At 74.2% G+C, this 18,416-nt stretch carries 22 protein-coding genes; 11 read left to right on the top strand and 11 right to left on the bottom strand.

Features of this window, described 5'->3' with window-relative positions; translation table 11 throughout:
• The first annotated feature begins 155 nt into the window (after window positions 1-155).
• Window positions 156-1,136, top strand: a complete 981-nt coding sequence (gene hemB / locus ACZ3J7_RS24160) for a porphobilinogen synthase (RefSeq protein WP_465624561.1) — start codon at window positions 156-158, stop codon at window positions 1,134-1,136.
• Between the two features lie 22 nt (window positions 1,137-1,158).
• Here the strand turns inward: hemB and ACZ3J7_RS24155 are convergent, their stop codons facing one another.
• From ACZ3J7_RS24155 to ACZ3J7_RS24140, 4 genes are all read right to left on the bottom strand, one after another.
• Window positions 1,159-1,722, bottom strand: coding sequence for a hypothetical protein (locus ACZ3J7_RS24155; RefSeq protein ID WP_465624560.1), 564 nt, complete (start codon window positions 1,720-1,722; stop codon window positions 1,159-1,161).
• Window positions 1,723-1,881: 159 nt separating this feature from the next.
• Complete coding sequence (locus ACZ3J7_RS24150; RefSeq protein WP_465624559.1) at window positions 1,882-2,139, bottom strand: hypothetical protein; 258 nt, start codon at window positions 2,137-2,139, stop codon at window positions 1,882-1,884.
• A 201-nt stretch (window positions 2,140-2,340) separates the two neighbouring features.
• Window positions 2,341-2,685: a hypothetical protein gene (locus tag ACZ3J7_RS24145; RefSeq protein WP_033252293.1), complete on the bottom strand. Its 345-nt coding sequence runs from the start codon at window positions 2,683-2,685 to the stop codon at window positions 2,341-2,343.
• Between the two features lie 148 nt (window positions 2,686-2,833).
• The gene (locus ACZ3J7_RS24140) at window positions 2,834-3,178 is read right to left on the bottom strand and encodes a hypothetical protein (RefSeq protein ID WP_014136472.1); all 345 of its coding nucleotides are present in this window, start codon (window positions 3,176-3,178) and stop codon (window positions 2,834-2,836) included.
• Window positions 3,179-3,446: 268 nt separating this feature from the next.
• Between ACZ3J7_RS24140 and ACZ3J7_RS24135 the strand changes: the two genes are divergently transcribed.
• Window positions 3,447-4,154: a hypothetical protein gene (locus tag ACZ3J7_RS24135; protein WP_465624556.1), complete on the top strand. Its 708-nt coding sequence runs from the start codon at window positions 3,447-3,449 to the stop codon at window positions 4,152-4,154.
• 80 nt (window positions 4,155-4,234) lie between these two features.
• Here ACZ3J7_RS24135 and ACZ3J7_RS24130 read toward each other — a convergent pair whose 3' ends face one another.
• From ACZ3J7_RS24130 to ACZ3J7_RS24120, 3 genes are all read right to left on the bottom strand, one after another.
• Window positions 4,235-4,618: a hypothetical protein gene (locus ACZ3J7_RS24130; protein WP_465624554.1), complete on the bottom strand. Its 384-nt coding sequence runs from the start codon at window positions 4,616-4,618 to the stop codon at window positions 4,235-4,237.
• Between the two features lie 123 nt (window positions 4,619-4,741).
• Complete coding sequence (locus tag ACZ3J7_RS24125) at window positions 4,742-5,032, bottom strand: chaplin (protein WP_465624553.1); 291 nt, start codon at window positions 5,030-5,032, stop codon at window positions 4,742-4,744.
• A gap of 89 nt (window positions 5,033-5,121) precedes the next feature.
• The gene (locus ACZ3J7_RS24120) at window positions 5,122-5,364 is read right to left on the bottom strand and encodes a chaplin (RefSeq protein ID WP_014136468.1); all 243 of its coding nucleotides are present in this window, start codon (window positions 5,362-5,364) and stop codon (window positions 5,122-5,124) included.
• A gap of 448 nt (window positions 5,365-5,812) precedes the next feature.
• On the opposite strand from ACZ3J7_RS24120, the gene ACZ3J7_RS24115 reads away from it, so the two are divergent.
• Together ACZ3J7_RS24115 and ACZ3J7_RS24110 are read left to right on the top strand one after the other, a co-directional pair.
• Window positions 5,813-6,052 (top strand): chaplin, encoded by a 240-nt coding sequence (locus ACZ3J7_RS24115; protein ID WP_465624551.1) that lies wholly within the window; start codon window positions 5,813-5,815, stop codon window positions 6,050-6,052.
• Window positions 6,053-6,293: 241 nt separating this feature from the next.
• Complete coding sequence (locus tag ACZ3J7_RS24110) at window positions 6,294-7,952, top strand: RICIN domain-containing protein (protein WP_465624550.1); 1,659 nt, start codon at window positions 6,294-6,296, stop codon at window positions 7,950-7,952.
• A gap of 9 nt (window positions 7,953-7,961) precedes the next feature.
• Here the strand turns inward: ACZ3J7_RS24110 and ACZ3J7_RS24105 are convergent, their stop codons facing one another.
• The gene (locus ACZ3J7_RS24105; RefSeq protein ID WP_465624549.1) at window positions 7,962-8,540 is read right to left on the bottom strand and encodes a DUF4291 domain-containing protein; all 579 of its coding nucleotides are present in this window, start codon (window positions 8,538-8,540) and stop codon (window positions 7,962-7,964) included.
• Window positions 8,541-8,628: 88 nt separating this feature from the next.
• Between ACZ3J7_RS24105 and ACZ3J7_RS24100 the strand changes: the two genes are divergently transcribed.
• Window positions 8,629-9,579, top strand: a complete 951-nt coding sequence (locus ACZ3J7_RS24100; protein ID WP_465624548.1) for an N-acetylglucosamine kinase — start codon at window positions 8,629-8,631, stop codon at window positions 9,577-9,579.
• A gap of 44 nt (window positions 9,580-9,623) precedes the next feature.
• Here the strand turns inward: ACZ3J7_RS24100 and ACZ3J7_RS24095 are convergent, their stop codons facing one another.
• Window positions 9,624-10,127 carry an ATP-binding protein gene (locus tag ACZ3J7_RS24095; RefSeq protein ID WP_465624547.1) on the bottom strand — a complete coding sequence of 168 codons (504 nt, stop codon included), beginning with the start codon at window positions 10,125-10,127 and terminating at the stop codon, window positions 9,624-9,626.
• A gap of 170 nt (window positions 10,128-10,297) precedes the next feature.
• On the opposite strand from ACZ3J7_RS24095, the gene ACZ3J7_RS24090 reads away from it, so the two are divergent.
• Entirely contained in the window at window positions 10,298-11,056 is a 759-nt protein-coding gene (locus ACZ3J7_RS24090; protein WP_465624545.1) for a GntR family transcriptional regulator, read from the top strand.
• A 170-nt stretch (window positions 11,057-11,226) separates the two neighbouring features.
• Complete coding sequence (locus ACZ3J7_RS24085; protein WP_465624543.1) at window positions 11,227-13,038, top strand: alkyl/aryl-sulfatase; 1,812 nt, start codon at window positions 11,227-11,229, stop codon at window positions 13,036-13,038.
• Window positions 13,039-13,129: 91 nt separating this feature from the next.
• Here the strand turns inward: ACZ3J7_RS24085 and ACZ3J7_RS24080 are convergent, their stop codons facing one another.
• Window positions 13,130-13,933, bottom strand: coding sequence for a hypothetical protein (locus tag ACZ3J7_RS24080; RefSeq protein ID WP_465624542.1), 804 nt, complete (start codon window positions 13,931-13,933; stop codon window positions 13,130-13,132).
• 60 nt (window positions 13,934-13,993) lie between these two features.
• Window positions 13,994-14,482 (bottom strand): hypothetical protein, encoded by a 489-nt coding sequence (locus ACZ3J7_RS24075; protein WP_465624540.1) that lies wholly within the window; start codon window positions 14,480-14,482, stop codon window positions 13,994-13,996.
• Window positions 14,483-14,847: 365 nt separating this feature from the next.
• Between ACZ3J7_RS24075 and hemL the strand changes: the two genes are divergently transcribed.
• The 4 genes from hemL to ACZ3J7_RS24055 all read left to right on the top strand — a co-directional run bounded on the left by hemL (window position 14,848) and on the right by ACZ3J7_RS24055 (window position 18,414).
• Complete coding sequence (gene hemL, locus ACZ3J7_RS24070; RefSeq protein WP_465624538.1) at window positions 14,848-16,191, top strand: glutamate-1-semialdehyde 2,1-aminomutase; 1,344 nt, start codon at window positions 14,848-14,850, stop codon at window positions 16,189-16,191.
• 44 nt (window positions 16,192-16,235) lie between these two features.
• Window positions 16,236-16,886: a histidine phosphatase family protein gene (locus ACZ3J7_RS24065; RefSeq protein ID WP_465624578.1), complete on the top strand. Its 651-nt coding sequence runs from the start codon at window positions 16,236-16,238 to the stop codon at window positions 16,884-16,886.
• A 152-nt stretch (window positions 16,887-17,038) separates the two neighbouring features.
• Entirely contained in the window at window positions 17,039-17,635 is a 597-nt protein-coding gene (locus ACZ3J7_RS24060; RefSeq protein WP_465624537.1) for a TlpA family protein disulfide reductase, read from the top strand.
• A complete protein-coding gene (locus ACZ3J7_RS24055; protein WP_465624535.1) occupies window positions 17,632-18,414 on the top strand; it encodes a cytochrome c biogenesis CcdA family protein in 783 nt (260 codons plus the stop codon). The genes ACZ3J7_RS24060 and ACZ3J7_RS24055 overlap by 4 nt, the downstream gene beginning before the upstream one ends.
• Window positions 18,415-18,416: the final 2 nt, after the last annotated feature.

Below are 18,416 nucleotides of genomic sequence, written 5' to 3'. Positions count from 1 at the left end.
CCCGGGGGGGCCCCCCCCCCGGGGGGGGGGGCGGGGTACGCCGGCCCGGCCCCCCCCCCCCGGGTGGCGCCCCCCCGGGGGGTTTCCCCGGGGGGGGGGGGGCGGCCTCCGGGCCTCCCCCCGACGCATTCTCCGTGACTCAGGGAGCCTTCGAAGTGTCCGCCGAATTCCCGTCCGTCCGCCCGCGCCGCCTGCGCTCCACCCCGGCGATGCGCCGCCTGGTCGCCGAGACCCGGCTGCACCCGGCCGAGCTGGTCCTGCCCGCCTTCGTCCGCGAGGGCATCGCCGAGCCGAAGCCGATCACCTCGATGCCCGGCGTCGTCCAGCACACCCGCGACACCCTGCGCCGCGCCGCCGTCGAGGCCGCCGAGGCCGGCGTCGGCGGCATCATGCTGTTCGGCGTCCCCGAGGTGCAGGACGCCACCGGCACCGAGGGCACCAACCCCGAGGGCATCCTCCAGCTCGCCATCCGCGACGTGGTCTCCGAGGTCGGCGACCGGCTGGTGGTGATGTCCGACCTGTGCCTGGACGAGTACACCGACCACGGCCACTGCGGCGTGCTCGCCGCGGACGGCTCGGTCGACAACGACGCCACCCTGGAGCGCTACGCCGAGATGGCCGTCGTCCAGGCCGACGCGGGCGTCCACCTGGTCGGCCCGTCCGGCATGATGGACGGCCAGGTCGCCGTGATCCGCCGGGCGCTGGACGCGGCGGGCCACCAGGACACCGGCATCCTCGCCTACACCGCCAAGTACGCCTCCGCGTTCTTCGGCCCGTTCCGGGAGGCCGTCGGCTCCTCGCTCAAGGGCGACCGCAAGACCTACCAGCAGGACCCGGCCAACGCCCGCGAGTCGCTGCGCGAACTCGCCCAGGACGTCGCCGAGGGCGCCGACCTGGTGATGGTCAAGCCCGCGATGTCCTACCTGGACGTGCTGCGGCAGATCGCCGACGCCTCCCCGGTGCCGGTCTCCGCCTACCAGGTCTCCGGCGAGTACGCGATGGTCGAGGCGGCCGCCGCCAACGGCTGGATCGACCGCGAGCGCACCATCATGGAGACGCTCACCTCGATCCGCCGGGCCGGCGCCGAGCAGATCCTCACCTACTGGGCGGTCGAGGCCGCCGGCCTGCTGCGCTGACCCGCCGTCGGGCGCGCCCGGATCAGGACGGCTCCGGGAAGTCCCTCCGCTTGATCTTGGCGCGCCGCCCGTCCGGGTGGTGGAAGACGACGCCCTCGGCGAGCGCGCCCGGCGCGAACCGGCTCTCCAGCCCCGCCAGGTACGCCCGCAGGCCCGGGTAGTCGCGCGGCACCCCCTCGTACACCGGCGCCGCGCGGTCGAACGGCAGGCACAGGTGCCCGGCCAGCCCCAGCGGGTTGCCCTGGATCCGCGGGCCCAGCGCCTCGCACGGGTGCTCGCCGTCCGGCCAGTCGGCCACGTCGGTGCCCCGGGCGGCGGCCAGGATCCACCGGTCCTCGGCGGCGTCCTCGGCGGCGTCGACGTACCAGCCGTCGACGACGCCCGCCCGCTTCTGCGCGGCGCTCGGGTTGCGGCGCTTCTCCACCCGCACCAGCCGCCCCGAGCGGACGGTCAGGCGGACGTTGGTGCCGTCCAGCTTCTCGGTCGCCGCGCCCTCTCCGGCGAACACCCAGGCGCACTCGGCGCGCGGGCGGTCCACCACCCGGAAGGCGCCGTCCCGCTCGAACAGCGTCGGGATCTTCTCCATGACCGTCCTCCCCCTCCGGACCCGGCCCGGTCGGGCCGGTCGGCCAGTCTTCCGTGCGGCACCGGACGGCACAACGGAGTATCCGGGCACCGGGGGCGGACGCGCCGAGGGGCGCGGAGACCGCGAACGGCCTGCGCGCCCCTCGGCGTCGGCGCGACGTCAGTCGATCGCGACGATGCCGCCCTCGCCGCCGCCGACGGCGGTGTCGGTGGCCCAGCCGTAGCCGCCGCCCGCGGTGAAGATGTGGGAGGTCTCGGCGAAGCCCGCCCAGTGGCCGGCGACGAAGGGCTCGTCGGCGGTGGCCACGCCCTCGTAGCCGCCGCCGACGGCGACGTGCGCGTAGGCGGGGGCGGCCACGGCGGCCAGCGCGAGCGCGGCGACGGTGGTGACGACGGCCTTGCCCAGCTTGCTCTTCATGGGAGTTCCTCTCTGCGTCAGGGAAGTGGTTCTACGTCAACACAGGGGTGCGGCTGGAGCGGCGCTGCACGCGCCCACCGGTGCTCCGATCACCCGAACGCGCCGCGGACGCACGGGTTTCCGGGAGCGGCCGGAGACATGGAACCGCCGGACCCGCGGGATCGCTCCCGCGGGCCCGGCGGTCGGTCGCGACCGGGAGGGTCAGCCGATCAGGTGGCTGACGCCACCGTCGCCGCTGCCCACGGTGTTCTGGCCGACGACGCAGGTCTGCGACGGCTCGTTGTCCAGGACGTCGGCCTCGATCGGCACCGCGACGCCGATGACGGCGACGGCGATGTTGTGCACCTCGGGGAGGCACAGGTTCGGGTTGTCCAGGGTGTGGAAGTTCGGGCTGTGGTTGCCCGAGGTGCCAGTGGCGTTGGTGCCGCCGTTGCCCTGGACCGAGGTGGCGGCGCCGTCCGCGTCGCCGATGGCCATCGCCGGGGAGGCGATCGTGGCGAGACCGGCGGCGGCAACGCCGGCGGCGGCGAGAGCCTTCTTGATCATTGGGTTTTCCTTTTCGGATCTGATGGAGTGGAGCAGCGGACCGGTGCGTGGCTCGCGCCGGGTCCTGGACCGCCGGGCCGGGGGAGCGGACCGGGCGGATGGTGCCGCGCGGAGCGTGGGGCTCCGCGCCGGGGGCAGTGACGGGGCGTCAGCCGACCAGGTGGGAGACGCCGCCGTCGCCGCTGCCGAGGGTGCCCTGGCCGACCACGCAGGTCTGCTTGGGCTGGTTGTTGAGCGCGTCGACCTCGACCGGAACGGCCACGCCGAGCACGGCGACACCGATGTTGTGGATCTCCGGGAGGCACAGGTTCGGGTTGTCGGCGAAGTGGAAGTTCGGGCTGTTGTTGCCCCAGGTGCCGGTGGCGTTGGTGCCGCCGTTGCCCTGGATCGAGCCGGCCGAACCGTCCGCGTTGCCGATGGCGACGGCGGGGGTGGACACCGCGGCCAGCGCGGCGGCGGCCAGGCCGACGGTAGCGAAAGTCTTCTTGAGCATGATGGAGATACCTCTCTGAAATGCCGTTCGAGGGGTGCTGCCCCGTCGTCGTCGGGATCAAAGAATGGCGACTCGGAAAGTTACGGGCTCGCGGGGAAATTCGTCACCGATCTCGGTTTTCCCCGCGCGCCGGTCGGATTGTCGACCATGCGGAGATCGGATTATTCAGCCGTTCCGGTTAACTCCCGCTATCCGCGGCGGAGCTGGCTCGTTCGCCAGGGTGCCCACCAGGCACTCGAACCAATTTCCCGAACGAACGGCGAACACGATGAAGCTCTCCAAGCGGGCGACCGGCGCCCTGCTGCTGGCGGTCGGCGCCGGCGTGGCGGCGGCGCAGGGCGCGGCCCAGGCGGCTCCGAAGACCCCGGCCGAGGTGGCCGCGATCGAGCACGGGCTGGCCACCCAGGAGGTGCCGTTCACCATTCCGCTCAGCGCGGCCACCGCACCGCTCCCGCTGCTGCCGGACGGCGGCGAGGTCCACGGCGGGATCCCGACCTCCCCGCTGATGCCGCCGACCGGGACCGGCCAGAGCCCGACCCAGCCGATCCCGGACCACGTGCTGCCCGCCCTCAACGGCGGCAAGGTCGGCCCCTCGCTGGGCGCCGTGCTGCCGCTGCCCGAGGTCGACCGGAGCGCCGAGCTCGGCACCCTCGGGGTGGACGCCCCGGCCGCCCCGCTCAACCTGGGCGGCCCGGCGGTCGGCCTGGGGCAGCCGGTCTCCTTCGTGGAGGGCGAGGGCGGTCGGCTCACCGACGCCGCGCTGACCCTGGACAAGGTCGACCCGCACCTGGTGACCGCGCCGGTGCAGGCCGTCCCGGGCGCCAGCGCCTCGCTCGGCGGCGAGCAGGACCAGATCTCGGTCACCGACTCGGTGAAGAACCTGGCGGGCACCACCACCGCCACCACCGGCGAGATGCTGAACCAGGCCGACCCGGTCGGCATCCTGGCCGGCGGCCTGGACCAGGCCCGGTTCTGACGGCACCCCGACGCGCGCGACGGCCCGGGCCCCCTCCGCGGGGAACCCGGGCCGTCGCGCGTGCGGGGCCGGTGCGCTGCTCAGCCCGGCAGCACGCCGAGCAGCGGGCCGGCCAGCGGCAGGTCCTGCGGGCCGCCGCCGCCGGACAGCGGGGCGGTCAGCGGGGCGGTGCCGACCGGGGCGACGCCGTTGTCGGGGACGACCGCGACGCCGTTGTTCAGCACGTCCGCGCCGGAGCCGGCCCACGGGTCGAGCCGCAGCTCCTTCACCGGCGCGATCGCGTAGCCGAGCGCGCCGGTGGTGCTGCCCAGGGCCTGCTGGGCGTCGGTGTTCTGCAGGTGGGTGGTGGGCGCGGGGAGTCCGGCGAGCGCGTCGGGCTCGGCGTGCGCGGCCTGGGCGGTGACGCCGCCGAGCAGCATCGCCGCGCCGAGCGCGGCCACGGCGCCGGTGGTCTTCCGGGTCATCGGCCACATCCTTACGGGTGGTGTGCGGGGTGCACGGGTGTCGTGCGGGGCGGAACGCGGGCGGCCCCCCGGCCGCGGGGCCGGGGGGCGGTCTGCACGGGGTTACCGATCAGCCGGGGCTGTTCAGCAGTCGTCGCCGACCGGCGGCGCCGGGGGCTCCTCGACGACCGGGGCGTCGATGTTGGCGCAGGAGTTGCCGAACGCGGGGTTCAGCAGGCCGATGACGTTGACCGAGTTGCCGCAGACGTTGACCGGCACGTGCACCGGAACCTGCACGGCGTTGCCGGAGAGCACGCCGGGGGAGTTGGCGGCGACGCCCTCGGCGCCGGCCGAGGCGTTGGCCAGACCGGCGGAGCCGAGGACCAGGCCGGCGGCGGCGGCCGACAGGACGGCGGCCTTCTTCACGTTCTGCATGGGGGTTGATCTCCTAGATCACACAGGGAGTTGGTGCGCCGCACCGCACAACGGGTGTGCGGTGCGGCGCGGGCGCTGCGTCAGGCAGTTCAGCCGACGTTGGCGCAGGAGTTGCCGAACGCCGGGTTCAGCAGGCCGATGACGTTGACGGTGTTGCCGCAGACGTTGACCGGGACGTGCACCGGCACCTGGATCAGGTTGCCGGAGAGCACGCCGGGGGAGCCGGCCGCGACGCCCTCGGCGCCCGCGGAGGCGTTGGCCAGACCGGCGGAGCCGAGGACCAGGCCGGCGGCGGCGACGGACAGGACCGCGGCCTTCTTGAAGTTGCGCATAGCTTTCTTCCTCACGTTCAGCCCGACTTCGGATGGTCGGGTGCCGGGCGATTGGCATCATCGCCCGGGGTTTTCCGGATGCGCCGTGAATGTCACTCACGCGGCCCAACACCCTCGTGTCGCCCGTGGCTCGGGCGATCCGTGCCGCGTCGGGGTGCGCCCGCGACCACTCGCTCACGGCGGGGAGCGGTCGCTTCGCGGCGCGTCCAGGGCGGCCCGGTGGCTGCCTGTGGAGCGGTGTTCGTCAGCAAGAACGAGTCGGCGCGGCCGGGGAAACGGGCGGATCCGCTGATCACCCGAATGCGCGTATTAGGCCGAGTGGGTGATTGTTCGCGGGCGTGCGCAACCGCGCCGGGGCGGCTTCGTTGGCCTGGTGCACGTCCCGTGTGCTTCCTTCCGGCAGCCCCCGGCGCGGCAATTGGAAGATCTGATTTATCGAGGAGACTCAATGAGCATCAAGAAGGCTGCCGCCGTCGGCGCCGCTGTCGTGGGCATCGTCGCCGCCGGTGCGGGCTCCGCCGCGGCGAGCAGCGGCGCCGAGGGCGTCGCCGCCGGCTCCCCCGGCGTGGCCTCCGGCAACCAGATCCAGGTGCCGATCCACATCCCGGTCAACCTGTGCGGCAACTCGGTGGACGTCATCGGCGCCCTGAACCCGGCGTTCGGCAACTCCTGCGCCAACGTCGGCTGACGCGCGGCCCCCGGTCGGCGAGCCGCCGACCGCACCCTCCTGGCGAGGTGCGGTCGGCGGCTCGACTGCTTTCCGGGGCCCGCGCGCTGACGGCGGGTCATGCCGTCGCGAGTCTTGTTGTGTTACCTGTCAGTACCTAGCATGTGAGCCTGCCTCATGTTCACCGGGCCCCCGCCCGGTCCCGTGCTCCGCGCCGCCCGGCACCCGCCGGGCGATCCCCCACCCCCGCAAGGAGTCATGAGTGTCCAGGCCACACCTCGGCGCGCCCGCGCGCCGCCGCCGTCCGCCCGCCCTGCTCGCCGTCACCGCCCTGCTCGCCGCCCTCGGCCTCGGCGCCGGCCCGTCGGTCGTCGACGCCCGGGCGGCGTCCGGCAACCCGGGCAGGCCCGCCGCGATCGTCGCGCTCGGCGACAGCGCGATCTCCGGCGAGGGCGCCGGCACCCACACCGGCGACGACTACGTCCCCGGCACCGACACCCCCACCAACTACTGCCACCGCTCCACCAGGTCCGAGATCTTCGTGACCCAGTTGCCCGGCGTCACCCCGGTCGACCTGGCCTGCTCCGGCGCGCAGACCGGCGACCTGGTCAGCGACCCCGAGCTGGCGAAGATCACCGGACCCGGCAGCGGCGACTTCGGCGAGCCCAAGCAGGACGTCCAGCTCGCCGCCACCGCGCGCCAGTACGACGTCAAGCTGGTGGTCGTCACGATCGGCGCGAACGACGACTTCGAGTTCGCGAACATCATGATGGACTGCCTCGCCCAGTACTTCCCGGTCCCGAAGTCCCAGGGCTGCCGGGACACCATCGGCAGCGCCGAGATCACCCGCCGCGCCGCCGCGGTCAAGCCCAAGGTCACCGCCGCGCTCACCAGCGTCCGCACCACCATGCGGAACGCGGGCTACTCCGACGACTCCTACCAGCTGGTCTACCAGTCGTACTTCAACCCGATCACCCCCGACATCCGGCGCAACGACTACGCCGGCAAGGTCGCGGACGGCTGCCCCGCCTTCCCCGAGGACCTCGCCTGGGGCCACAACTGGGTCGTCCCCACCCTCAGCGACGCCCTGCGCGAAGCCGCCGCCGGCGTCCCCGGCGTGCGCTACCTCGACCAGCGCCGGGTCGCCTTCGGCCACGAGGTCTGCGCCGAGTGGACCAGCTCGCCGTACGAGTACACCAACGGCGACGTGATCGACCTCTCCGAGACCACCCGCAACGGCTGCGACACCCCGATCGCCATCCCCGGCCTGTGCATGAACAACGTCCGCCAGTCGTACCACCTGCGGGTGGCCGGCTACGCCGCCGAGGCCGCCTGCCTGCGGCAGTTCTACCAGCAGGCCGGGCTCAGCCAGGCGTTCTGCTCGCTCAACCAGCAGAACGGCACCTCGATCACCCCGCTCACCCCCGGCAGGCCCTTCCCCGACACCCCCGAGGACGGCGCCTGGTACCAGCTCACCAACCAGGCCGACGGCCGGGTCCTCGACCTGGCCGGCGGCGGCAGCTACGGCGACGCCACCGACGGCCGCACCGCGATCACCTATCCGGCCACCGGCGGGCTCAACCAGTCCTTCGTCCTGGAGGCCAAGGCCGGCGGCAGCTACGAACTCGACTTCAGCGGCAACCGCGACATGTGCCTCGACGTGGCCGGCGCCTCCACCGCCCCCGGCGCCAAGATCGAGCAGTGGCGCTGCAACGGCGGCGGCAACCAGCGCTGGCTGCTCCAACCGGTCGGCGACGGCACCTACAAGCTCGCCGACTCCCAGGCCCCCGCCATGCTCGCCACCGCCGGCCCGCAGACCGACGCCCAGGGCGACCCCCTGGTCCGACTCGCCGCCGACGACGGCTCCGCCGCCCAGCACTGGCGGCTCACCAAGCTCGGCATCGTCTATCTGCACGGCTGACCCGGCGGGTCAGGACGCCCCCAGCCGGACGGCCGCACCCGCGGGCAGCGGGTACGGCCGCTCCGGCGGCAGCAGCGCCGGGTCCCGGGTCGCGTGCAACGCGCGGGCCAGCGGCGTCAGGTCGTCGATCCGCACCAGCCACTCGCCGAGGTAGCGCTCCACCAGCGTGCCGCTCAGCCCCAGCTGCAGCGAGCGGTGCCCCAGCGGCCGCAGGTCCAGGTCCCGCTCCGGGTCCCACTGCGCCCGGGCCCCGCCGCGTCGCAGCTCCCGCCGCCACTCGGCCCGCGACGCGTGCACCCCCCGCTCGTACGAGCTCAGCACCGCCGCCTCCAGCGCGGCGTCGAACCCCGCCCGCCGGAGCACCACCCCCAGCACCCGCTCCTGCCCCGCGCTCCGGGCCCAGTCGCTGCGGTGCATCAGCCAGCGGAACGACGGCTTCACCCAGGTCGTCCGCCCCGGGTCGAACGCCGCCGGGAACCGCCCCCCGGCCACCGCGGGCTCCGCGATCTCCGGCCGGAACGCCTGGTAGACCGTCACGGTCTCCTCGTCGTAGTCCGCCCTGACCTGCCTCTTCGGCGTCTCCGTCACCCGGCCGATCCTGCCGGGGGCGGGCGCGGGGCGGTACCGGTTTTCCGGCCCCGAATAGCATGGGGGCCTCTCTGCCAGGAGGTTCGCGGTGGCCGGTGCGGCGTTGGTGCTCGGGTTGGACGTCGGCGGGACCAGCACCCGGGCGGTGGTCGCCGGGCTGGACGGGCGGGTGCTCGGGCGGGCCCGGGGGGCCGGGGGGAACCCGGTCGCGCACGGGGTGGCGGCCGCGGCGCGGGAGATCGGCGGCACCGTGCGGGCCGCGCTGGACGGGCTCGACCCGCGACGGGTGACGGCCGGGGTGCTCGGGCTCGCGGGCGGACTGGTCGCCCGGCCGGACTTCGCGGAACTCTGGGACGGCCTCGACCTGGGCGCGCACCCGGAACTGGTCAGCGACGTGGTGCTGGCACACGCCGCCGGCACCCCCGAACCCGACGGGAACGTGCTGCTCAGCGGGACGGGCGGGATGGCCGCCGAGATCCGCGACCACGCGGTGCGCCGCACCGCGGACGGGCACGGCTGGCTGCTGGGCGACCGCGGCTCCGGCGTCTGGCTCGGCCGCGAGGCCGTCGCCGGCGCCCTCGCCACCCTCGACCGGGACGAGCCGCTCACCGGCCTGGACGCGGCCCTCGCCGCGGAGCTGACCGGCCCGGACGGCCCCGGCGCGGACCCGCGCGCGGCGCTGATCGCCGCCGTCCACGCGGGGGCCCCCACCGACCTGGCCCGGCTCGCCCCCGTCGTCCTCGCCCGCGCCGGGACCGGCGACCCCGCCGCCCGCGCCCTGGTCGACCGCGCCGCCGACCACCTGCTCGACACCCTGGCGCTGCTCCGCCCGCCCGGCTCCGCCCTGCCCGTGGTGCTGGCGGGCGGCCTGCTCACCGCCGACACCCCGCTGGCCGCCCGCCTCCGCCCGCTGCTCGCCGCCCGCTGGCCCGCCGCCCCGCTGCGCACCGCCGGCGACGGCGCGGGCGCGGCGGCCTGGCTGGCGGCCCGCGCGCTGGGGCACGGGACGCCGGAGCTGCACCGCGCGCTGACGGCCTGACGGCCTGACGGCCCGACGACCGGGCGTCCCGCCGGGCGGCCCGGCTACGGGCAGGTCATCGTCCAGGGCGCGATCGTGCCGGGCGCCGCCTGGCGCGGGAGCCTGCGCGGGGCGTCGTCCTGCGGCCCGGGGGCGGGGCGGGCGGCCGCGCCCGGGAGGGCGATCTCGGCCCAGACCCACTTGCCGCCGCGCTTGCGGACCACGCCGTGGGCGAGGGCGAGTCCGGCGACCAGGAGCAGGCCGCGGCCGGACTCGGCGTCCTCGTCGGGCCGGCCGGGGACGCGGGGCAGGGCGGGGGAGGAGTCGTAGACCTCGATGACGGCGCGGTGGTGCAGCGGGTCGGCGTGGACGCCGACGGTGACGGCCGGGCCGGTGGCGTGGCGGACGGCGTTGCCGAGCAGCTCGGAGGTGACCAGGTCGAGGGCGAAGCGGGTGTCCTCGTCGAGCGGGGTGTTCCAGGAGGAGAGGAGGTCGCGGACCCGGCGGCGTCCGGCGGCGACGGTGGCGGGCTCGCGGGGCAGTGAGAACCATCGACGGTGGACGGACATGGCGGGCTCCTCACGCGGTTTCGCCCGATGGGCGGAGACTCGTCAGCCGATATGAGGGTATGTCAGATCCCAACATCTCTAGACAAGCTGAAATCTCTAGAGATGTCAATGCGTCAGGGGTCACACCGCGCGTAGGATGTCTAGAGAAGAGGGGAAGGAAGTCCGCCGCCATGACCAGTCACCCACGCGTCCCGCAGCCCAAGTACCAGCGGATCGCCGAGGACCTCAAGCGCGAGATCGACTCCGGCCGCTACCGGCCCGGCGACCGGCTCCCGGGCGAGAACGACCTGATGGCGACCTACGGCGTGGCCAGGATGACGGCCCGTCAGGCCCTCGGCGTGCTCAAGGACGAGGGGACGGTCGAGGCCCGCCGGGGCGTCGGCGTGTTCGTCCGGGAGTTCCGGCCGATACGGCGGCGCGGCATCCAGCGGCTCTCCGGCCGCACCTGGGGCGGCGGCGCCTCGGTCTGGTCGGCCGACATAGCCGCCCGCGAACTGACGGTCGACCAGCTGAGCGTCACCGAGCGCGAGGCCCCCGAGCGGATCGCCGCCGTGCTCGGCCTCAAGGGCGACGAACCGGCCTGCGTGCGCAGCCGCCGCTTCGTGCTGGACGGCAAGCCGGTCCTGCTCTCCGACTCGTACCTGCCGGCCGCGCTGGTCGCCGGCAGCCCGATCACCGCCCCGGACACCGGCCCCGGCGGGACCTACGCCCGGCTCGCCGAGCTGGGGCACAAGCCGGTGCACTTCCAGGAGCAGATCCGCTCCCGGATGCCCGCCGGCGACGAGGCGGAGCGGCTGGCGCTGGCGCCCGGCACCCCGGTCCTCCTGGTGCACCGGACCGCGTTCGCCGAGGACGGGCAGGCGGTGGAGGTCAACGAGATGGTGCTCGACGCCGCCTCGTACATCCTGGAGTACGACTTCGACGCCTGAGCCGGAGCGGCCGGAGTTTTCCACAGGCCTGTGGACGGACCGGCCGCGTTCACCGTTTCGGAGCAGCGCGCGGCGGCGCGCCGGGGCGGGCCCGGGCGCGGCGGCGGAGGGTGGGGGAGGGACTGCCCGCGAGCGGCGCGGGTGCGGCCCGCGACCCGGGAGGCGCCACGGTGACCCACCACGACCAGCTGGACTACTCCGACCGCACCGACTTCGAGGACGCCGACCGCGGCCTGGTCGCCCCGCCCGACACCGACACCGTCACCACGGCGGACGGTCGGGTCGCCTGGGACTTCCGGGCCACCGACTTCCTGGCCGGGGAGTGCCCCGACACCGTCCACCCCAGCCTCTGGCGGCAGTCCCAACTGACCGCCCGAGCCGGGCTGTTCGAGGTCACCGAGGGCGTCTACCAGATCCGCGGCTACGACCTGTCGAACATGACGCTGATCGAGGGCGAGCGCGGGGTGGTGGTGGTCGACCCGCTGGTGTCCGCCGAGTGCGCGGCGGCCGGCCTGGCGCTCTACCGGGCGCACCGGGGCGAACGCCCGGTCACCGCCGTGCTGTTCACCCACTCGCACATCGACCACTTCGGCGGCGTGGGCGGCGTCCTGCCCGAGGGCGCGGACGTCCCGATCGTCGCCCCGGCCGGGTTCATGGAGCACTCGGTCGCCGAGAACGTGTACGCGGGCACCGCGATGCTGCGGCGCGGCGACTACTACTCCGGCGGCGACCTGCCGGCCGGCCCGACCGGACTGGTCGGCATGGGCCTCGGCCACACGGCCTCGCACGGCACCCCGAGCCTGGTGCCCGCCACCCTCGACGTCACGCGCACCGGCCAGGAGGAGCGGCTCGACGGGGTCCTGTTCCGCTTCCAGCTGACCCCCGGCACCGAGGCCCCGTCCGAGCTGAACTTCTTCCTGCCCGAGCGCCGCGCCCTGTGCATGGCCGAGAACGCCACCCACAACCTGCACAACATCCTGACCCTGCGCGGCGCGGTGGTCCGCGACGCCCGGATCTGGTCGCGCTACCTCACCGAGGCGATCGAGCTGTTCGCCGCCGACTCCGACGTGGTGTTCGCCTCGCACCACTGGCCGACCTGGGGCACCGAGCGGCTCACCCGCTTCCTGTCCGAGCAGCGCGACCTGTACGGCTACCTGCACGACCAGACCCTGCGCCTGCTCAACCAGGGCCTCACCGGCACGGAGATCGCCGAGCAGCTGGAACTCCCGCCCGCCCTGGCCGCCGCCTGGCACGCCCGCGGCTACTACGGCTCGGTCAGCCACAACGTGAAGGCCGTCTACCAGCGCTACATGGGCTGGTACGACGGCAACCCGGCCTCGCTGTGGGAGCACCCCCCGACCGAGAGCGCCAAGCGCTACGTCGACTGCATCGGCGGCCAGGACGCCGTCCTCGCCAAGGCCCGGCGGTACGCCGACTCCGGCGACCTGCGGTTCGCCGCCCAGCTGCTCAAGCACGCGGTGTTCGCCGACCCGGAGGACGCGGACGCCAAGGAGCAGCTGGCGCAGGTCTTCGAACGGCTCGGGTACGGCGCCGAGAACGCCACCTGGCGCAACTGCTACCTGATGGGCGCGCTGGAGCTGCGCAACCCCCCGAAGGCGATGCCGTTCGGGGCCGGCAGCTTCGCCGGGGCGCTCACCGTCGACCAGGTCTTCGACTCGCTGGCGATCCGGGTCGACGGCCCCGCGGCCTGGAACGAACGGCTCAGCACCGTCTGGAAGTTCACCGACCTCGGCACCACCCACCGGGTCACCCTGCGCAACGGCGTCCTGGTGCACGCCGAGACCGCCGCCGACCCGGGGCCGGCCGACCTCACCGTCACGCTCAGCAAGCCGCAACTGTTCGGCCTGCTGGCCGGGAAGGGCACCGACGGGCTCACCCTGGACGGCGACCCCGCCGTGCTGACGAGGCTGTTCGCGGTCCTGGACGAGTCCGACCCGGCGTTCGCGGTGGTCACCCCCTGACCGGCGCCTGACGCCCGGTCGGTCCCGGCCGGCCGGGGCCCCGTGCTCGGCGCCGGCCGACCTGCCCCGACGCCCGCGGCCGGTGCGGCCGTCAGTGCAGGTCGGCGACGAACGGGTGGGTGTGGTCGGCCGGGCAGCCGAAGATCCGCAGCTCGCCCCAGCGGCCGACGGTGACGCCCGTGGTGTCGTCGCTGGCGATGGTGAACAGCAGCGTCAGCGGGCCCCCGCAGGAGTCGCACACGTGCTGGTAGGGGTAGTTGAGGTGCCAGGACGGCCAGCCGCCGAGCTTCCAGCCGGGGACCCGGGTGATCACGTCCCCGCCCTCGGGGTCGGTCGCCCGCAGCAGTCGCTCCAGGCCGGGCCGCAGCTCGGGCGGCAGCTCCTCCGGGTAGGGGAAGTCGGTGAGGTGCTCCACCGCGAGGACGCACGGCCGCGGCAGGTACCACTCCTCGGCGAGCTCCGACGGCGGCGGCGGGTCCGCCACCGGGGCGGCGGCCAGCTCGGCGGCGCGCCGCCAGCGCAGGGCCACCACCGGGCTCACGTCGGCCTGACCCGCCGGCGCGTCCCAGTGCTCGACCGGGCACCAGAGCACCTGCGGCCCGTCCGGCCCGTCCGGCCCGTCAGGCCCGTCCGGCCACCACGGGCCGGGCACGTCCCGGGCGCGCAGCTGGGCGAGCGGCAACAGCGCCGGGAAGCACTCCGGATCGCCGTCCTCCGCCACCGGGCAGCGGGGCCACGGTTCGTCGGCGGGCCAGCGGACCGGGCCGCCGATCGAGCTGTCGTCCGGCCCGGGCGCCCCGGAGGCGGGCCAGAGCCGGGCGGCCCGGCGGCCGTGCGGCGCGAGCTCCGGCATCAGGGCCAGGATCTGCTCCGTGGAGGGGCGGGTGAGGTCCACCGTCGGGCCTTCCGGGTAGCGGGGAGCGCCCACGCTACCGCCGGGTGCCGACGGCCCGGTTCAGGGCCAGACCAGGCAGTACAGCTGGTGGCCGGCCTCGTGCAGGCGGTTGGCGAAGTCCTGCCACTCGTGCAGCATCTGGTAGATGACGAACGCGTCCCGCGGGCCCCGGCGGTCGGGGACGGTGGACCAGATGAAGGCGGCGGCGCCGAGCTCGGTCTCCTCCGCCTTGCGGAGCGGCTCGACCACGGTGTGCGGGAGCTGGACGACCGCGTAGTCGGGGTGCAGGACGACCAGTTCGAGCGGCGGCACGTGGTGCAGCGGGACGCCCTGGATGCCGGTGAGCACCATCGCGCTCATCGTCTCCGGCTTGATCTTGGTGGAGAGGTGGCCGTTGACCGAGCCGCTGGTCTCCATCAGGTCGCCGAGCCGGCCGAGGGCGCCGAGCTCGCCCGCGTCGAGGCCGAGGCCGCCGGGGCCGAGGGCGGTGGGAACCCTGGCGGCGGTCGCGCGGTCCGGTGCGCCGAAGTACTTGTAGGTGACCCCCACTCTGCCCTCCCCCCTCCTTCCCCTGCCCGTTCCCGTACCCCCGCCGGTCTCGCGGGGTCGGCGGCCGTGCCCCGCGACCTCGTCGGAACCGTCCTGCCTGTCGGACACTCGGACCATCCTCACCGGAACTCGCCGGAATCGACAGACCCTCGCACGTCCGGTGTCCCTCCGAACATGCCCCTTACCCGTCTGTCGGCGTGCTACACGAGCGCGCGTCACCCGACCTTACCTTCGGTACAGCCGGTGAGGGAGCAGCACACGGATCATCGTTCCAGATGATCGGGCCCGACATGCAGAACGCCAGGACACGATTTGAGACCATGTGCGGGTAAGAGCGGTTCCCGACCGCTCCCAGCACCCAACGGATGAGCGAGCGGATGAGCTACCCGTACGAAGCCCCCCAGTCCCAGTCGCTGTTCGACCGCGCCCTGGCCGTCACCCCCGGCGGCGTCAACTCGCCGGTGCGGGCCTTCCGCGCGGTCGGCGGCACGCCCCGCTTCATGGTGTCCGGCACCGGCCCGTACCTGACCGACGCGGACGGCCGCGAGTACGTGGACCTGGTCTGCTCCTGGGGTCCGATGCTGCTCGGCCACGCCCACCCGGCGGTGGTGGAGGCGGTGCGGCAGGCGGTCGCCCTGGGCACCTCGTTCGGCACGCCCGGGCAGGGCGAGGTCGAGCTGGCCGAGGAGATCGTCGCCCGGATCGCGCCGGTCGAGCAGGTCCGACTGGTCTCCAGCGGCACCGAGGCGACCATGTCGGCGATCCGGCTGGCCCGCGGCTTCACCGGCCGCGCCAAGGTGGTCAAGTTCGCCGGCTGCTACCACGGCCACGTGGACGCGCTGCTGGCCGCGGCCGGCTCCGGCGTCGCCACCTTCGGCCTGCCGGACACCCCCGGCGTGACGGGCGCCCAGGCCGGCGACACCATCGTGCTGCCGTACAACGACCTGGACGCGGTGCGCGCCGCGTTCGCCGCCCACCCCGGCCAGATCGCCTGCGTGATCACCGAGGCCTCGCCCGGCAACATGGGCGTCGTCCCGCCGCTGCCCGGCTTCAACCGGGGCCTGGCCGAGCTCTGCCGGGCCGACGGCGCGCTGTTCGTCTCGGACGAGGTGATGACCGGCTTCCGGGTCTCCAAGGCCGGCTGGTACGGCCTGGAGGCCGCCAAGGAGGGCTGGGCGCCGGACCTGCTGACCTTCGGCAAGGTGATGGGCGGCGGCTTCCCCGCCGCGGCGTTCGGCGGCCGCGCCGACGTGATGGCGCACCTCGCCCCGGCCGGCCCGGTCTACCAGGCGGGCACGCTCTCCGGGAACCCGATCGCCACCGCGGCCGGCCTGGCCCAGCTGCGGCACTGCACCGACGAGGCGTACGCGACGGTCGACCGGGTCGCCGCCGAGGTGTCCGGACTGGTCACCGAGGCGCTCGCCAAGGAGGGCGTGGCGCACCGGCTGCAGACCGCGGGCAACATGTTCTCGGTCTTCTTCACCGAGCGGCAGGTCACCAACTACGACGAGGCGCGCACCCAGCAGGCGTTCCGCTTCAACGCGTTCTTCCACGCGATGCTGAGCGGCGGCGTCTACCTGCCGCCCTCGGCCTTCGAGTCCTGGTTCGTCTCGGCCGCGCACGACGAGCGCGCGGTCGAGCGGATCGCCGCCGCCCTGCCCGCCGCCGCCCGCGCGGCCGCCGAGGCCACCGAGGAGACCGCCAAGTGACCGAGCAGCACCGGGAGAACCGGGAGACCACCGTCGTCCACGTGATGCGGCACGGCGAGGTCCACAACCCGGAGGGCGTGCTCTACGGCCGCCTCCCCGACTACCACCTCTCCGACCTGGGCCGGGAGATGGCCGAGCGGGTCGCCGAGCACCTCAAGGACCGGGACGTCACGTACGTGGTGGCCTCGCCGCTGGAGCGCGCCCAGGAGACCGCCGAGCCGATCGCCAAGGCGCACGGCCTGCAGGTGGCCGCCGACCCGAGGCTGATCGAGGCGGAGAACGTCTTCGAGGGCAAGACCTTCGGCGTCGGCGACGGCTCGCTGCGCAACCCCGGGTACTGGAAGCACCTGACCAACCCGTTCAAGCCGTCCTGGGGCGAGCCGTACATCGACCAGGCGGTCCGGATGATGGGCGCCCTCGCCGCGGCCCGGGACGCGGCGCGCGGGCACGAGGCGGTCTGCGTCAGCCACCAGCTGCCGATCTGGATCCTGCGCTCGTTCGCGGAGCGGCGCCGGCTGTGGCACGACCCGCGGCGGCGGCAGTGCTCGCTGGCCTCGCTGACCAGCTTCACCTACGAGGGCGACCGGATCGTCTCGATCGGCTACCGCGAGCCGGCCCGGGACCTGCTGCCGGCCCACCTGGTGGGCAAGGGCAAGAAGGGTGACAAACCGGTCGGCAAGAGCTTCGGGGCGTAGCTCACACCGGGCCCCGCGCGGGTAAGCCCGGCGGGCGGCGAAATGCCCGAATTAAGACGATCATAAGCAGAAGAACCGCAGGTCACGGGGGGTTCGGTCGACAAGGCCGGACCCCCCTAAAACGGGCCGAAGAGCCATGCGAAACTTTTCACATGTCACGGACGTCCAGCCGCCGCATCCGCCTCACCGCCGTCCTCGGCGCGGCCGCCACCCTGGTCCTCGCCGGTTGCGCCAGCTCCGCCACCGGCGGCGGTGGCGGGGTCGGCTTCGTCACCGGCAAGGGCGGCATAGACACCGCGAGCCCGGCGGAGCGGGTCGCCGCCCCCGACATCGGCGGCACCTCGCTGGACGGCGGCGGCAGCCTCAAGCTCTCCGACTACCGCGGCAAGGTGGTCGTCCTCAACATCTGGGGCTCCTGGTGCAGCCCCTGCCGGGCCGAGGCCAAGGGCCTGCAGGAGACCAGCGTGAAGTACGGCGACCAGGTGCAGTTCCTCGGCATCAACACCCGGGACACCGACCCCGCCAACGCCGTCGCGTTCGAGAAGAACTTCGGGGTGACCTACCCGAGCATCTACGACCCGGACGGCGCCCAGATCCTCAAGTTCCCCAAGGGCAGCCTCAACCCGCAGTCCATCCCGACCACCATCGTGGTCGACAAGGACGGCAGGCTGGCCGCCCGGTCGATGCACGCGCTGTCCGCCGAGGACCTGCAGGGCATGGTCGACCGGGTGCTGGCGGAGTCGAAGTGAGCGGCCCGCTGGCCGCCGGCACCGGGTACAACGAGACGGTCGGCAGCGGCGCGCTGGTGCTCGCGCTGCCGATCGCGCTGGCCGCCGGGCTGGTCTCGTTCTTCTCGCCGTGCGTGCTGCCGCTGGTGCCCGGCTACCTCAGCTACGTCACCGGCTTCTCCGCCGCCGACCTCTCCGACGCGAAGGGCGCCCGGCGCGGCCGGATGCTGGCCGGCTCGCTGCTGTTCGTGCTCGGCTTCGCCGCGGTGTTCGTCTCCGGCGGCGCGCTGTTCGGCTCCTTCGGCCAGACCCTCCAGGAGCACCGGCGGGTCATCTCGGTCGTGATGGGCGTGCTCACCGTGCTGATGGGCCTGGCCTTCATGGGCCTGCTGCCCGGCTTCAGCATGCGCGAGCTGCGCTCGCACCGCCGCCCCGCGATCGGCCTGGCCGGCGCCCCGCTGCTCGGCCTGGTCTTCGGCCTCGGCTGGACCCCGTGCATCGGCCCGACCATGGGCGCCATCCAGGCGCTGGCCTTCAGCCAGGCCGACGCCGACGCCGGGCGCGGCGCGCTGCTGATGGCCGTCTACTGCCTCGGCCTCGGCGTACCGTTCGTCCTGGCCGCGCTGGCCTTCCGCAAGGCGCTGGGCGCCTTCGGCTGGGTCAAGCGGCACTACCAGTGGGTGATGCGGATCGGCGGCGGCATGCTCGTCGCGGTCGGCCTGGCCCTGGTGACGGGAGTGTGGGACGAGCTGGTCAACCAGCTCCAGTACCTCACCGCGAACTTCTCGATCGGAATCTGACC

The organism is Kitasatospora sp. NPDC015121 (genome assembly GCF_055562955.1).
This window is presented reverse-complemented; position numbering and strand designations above follow the sequence as displayed.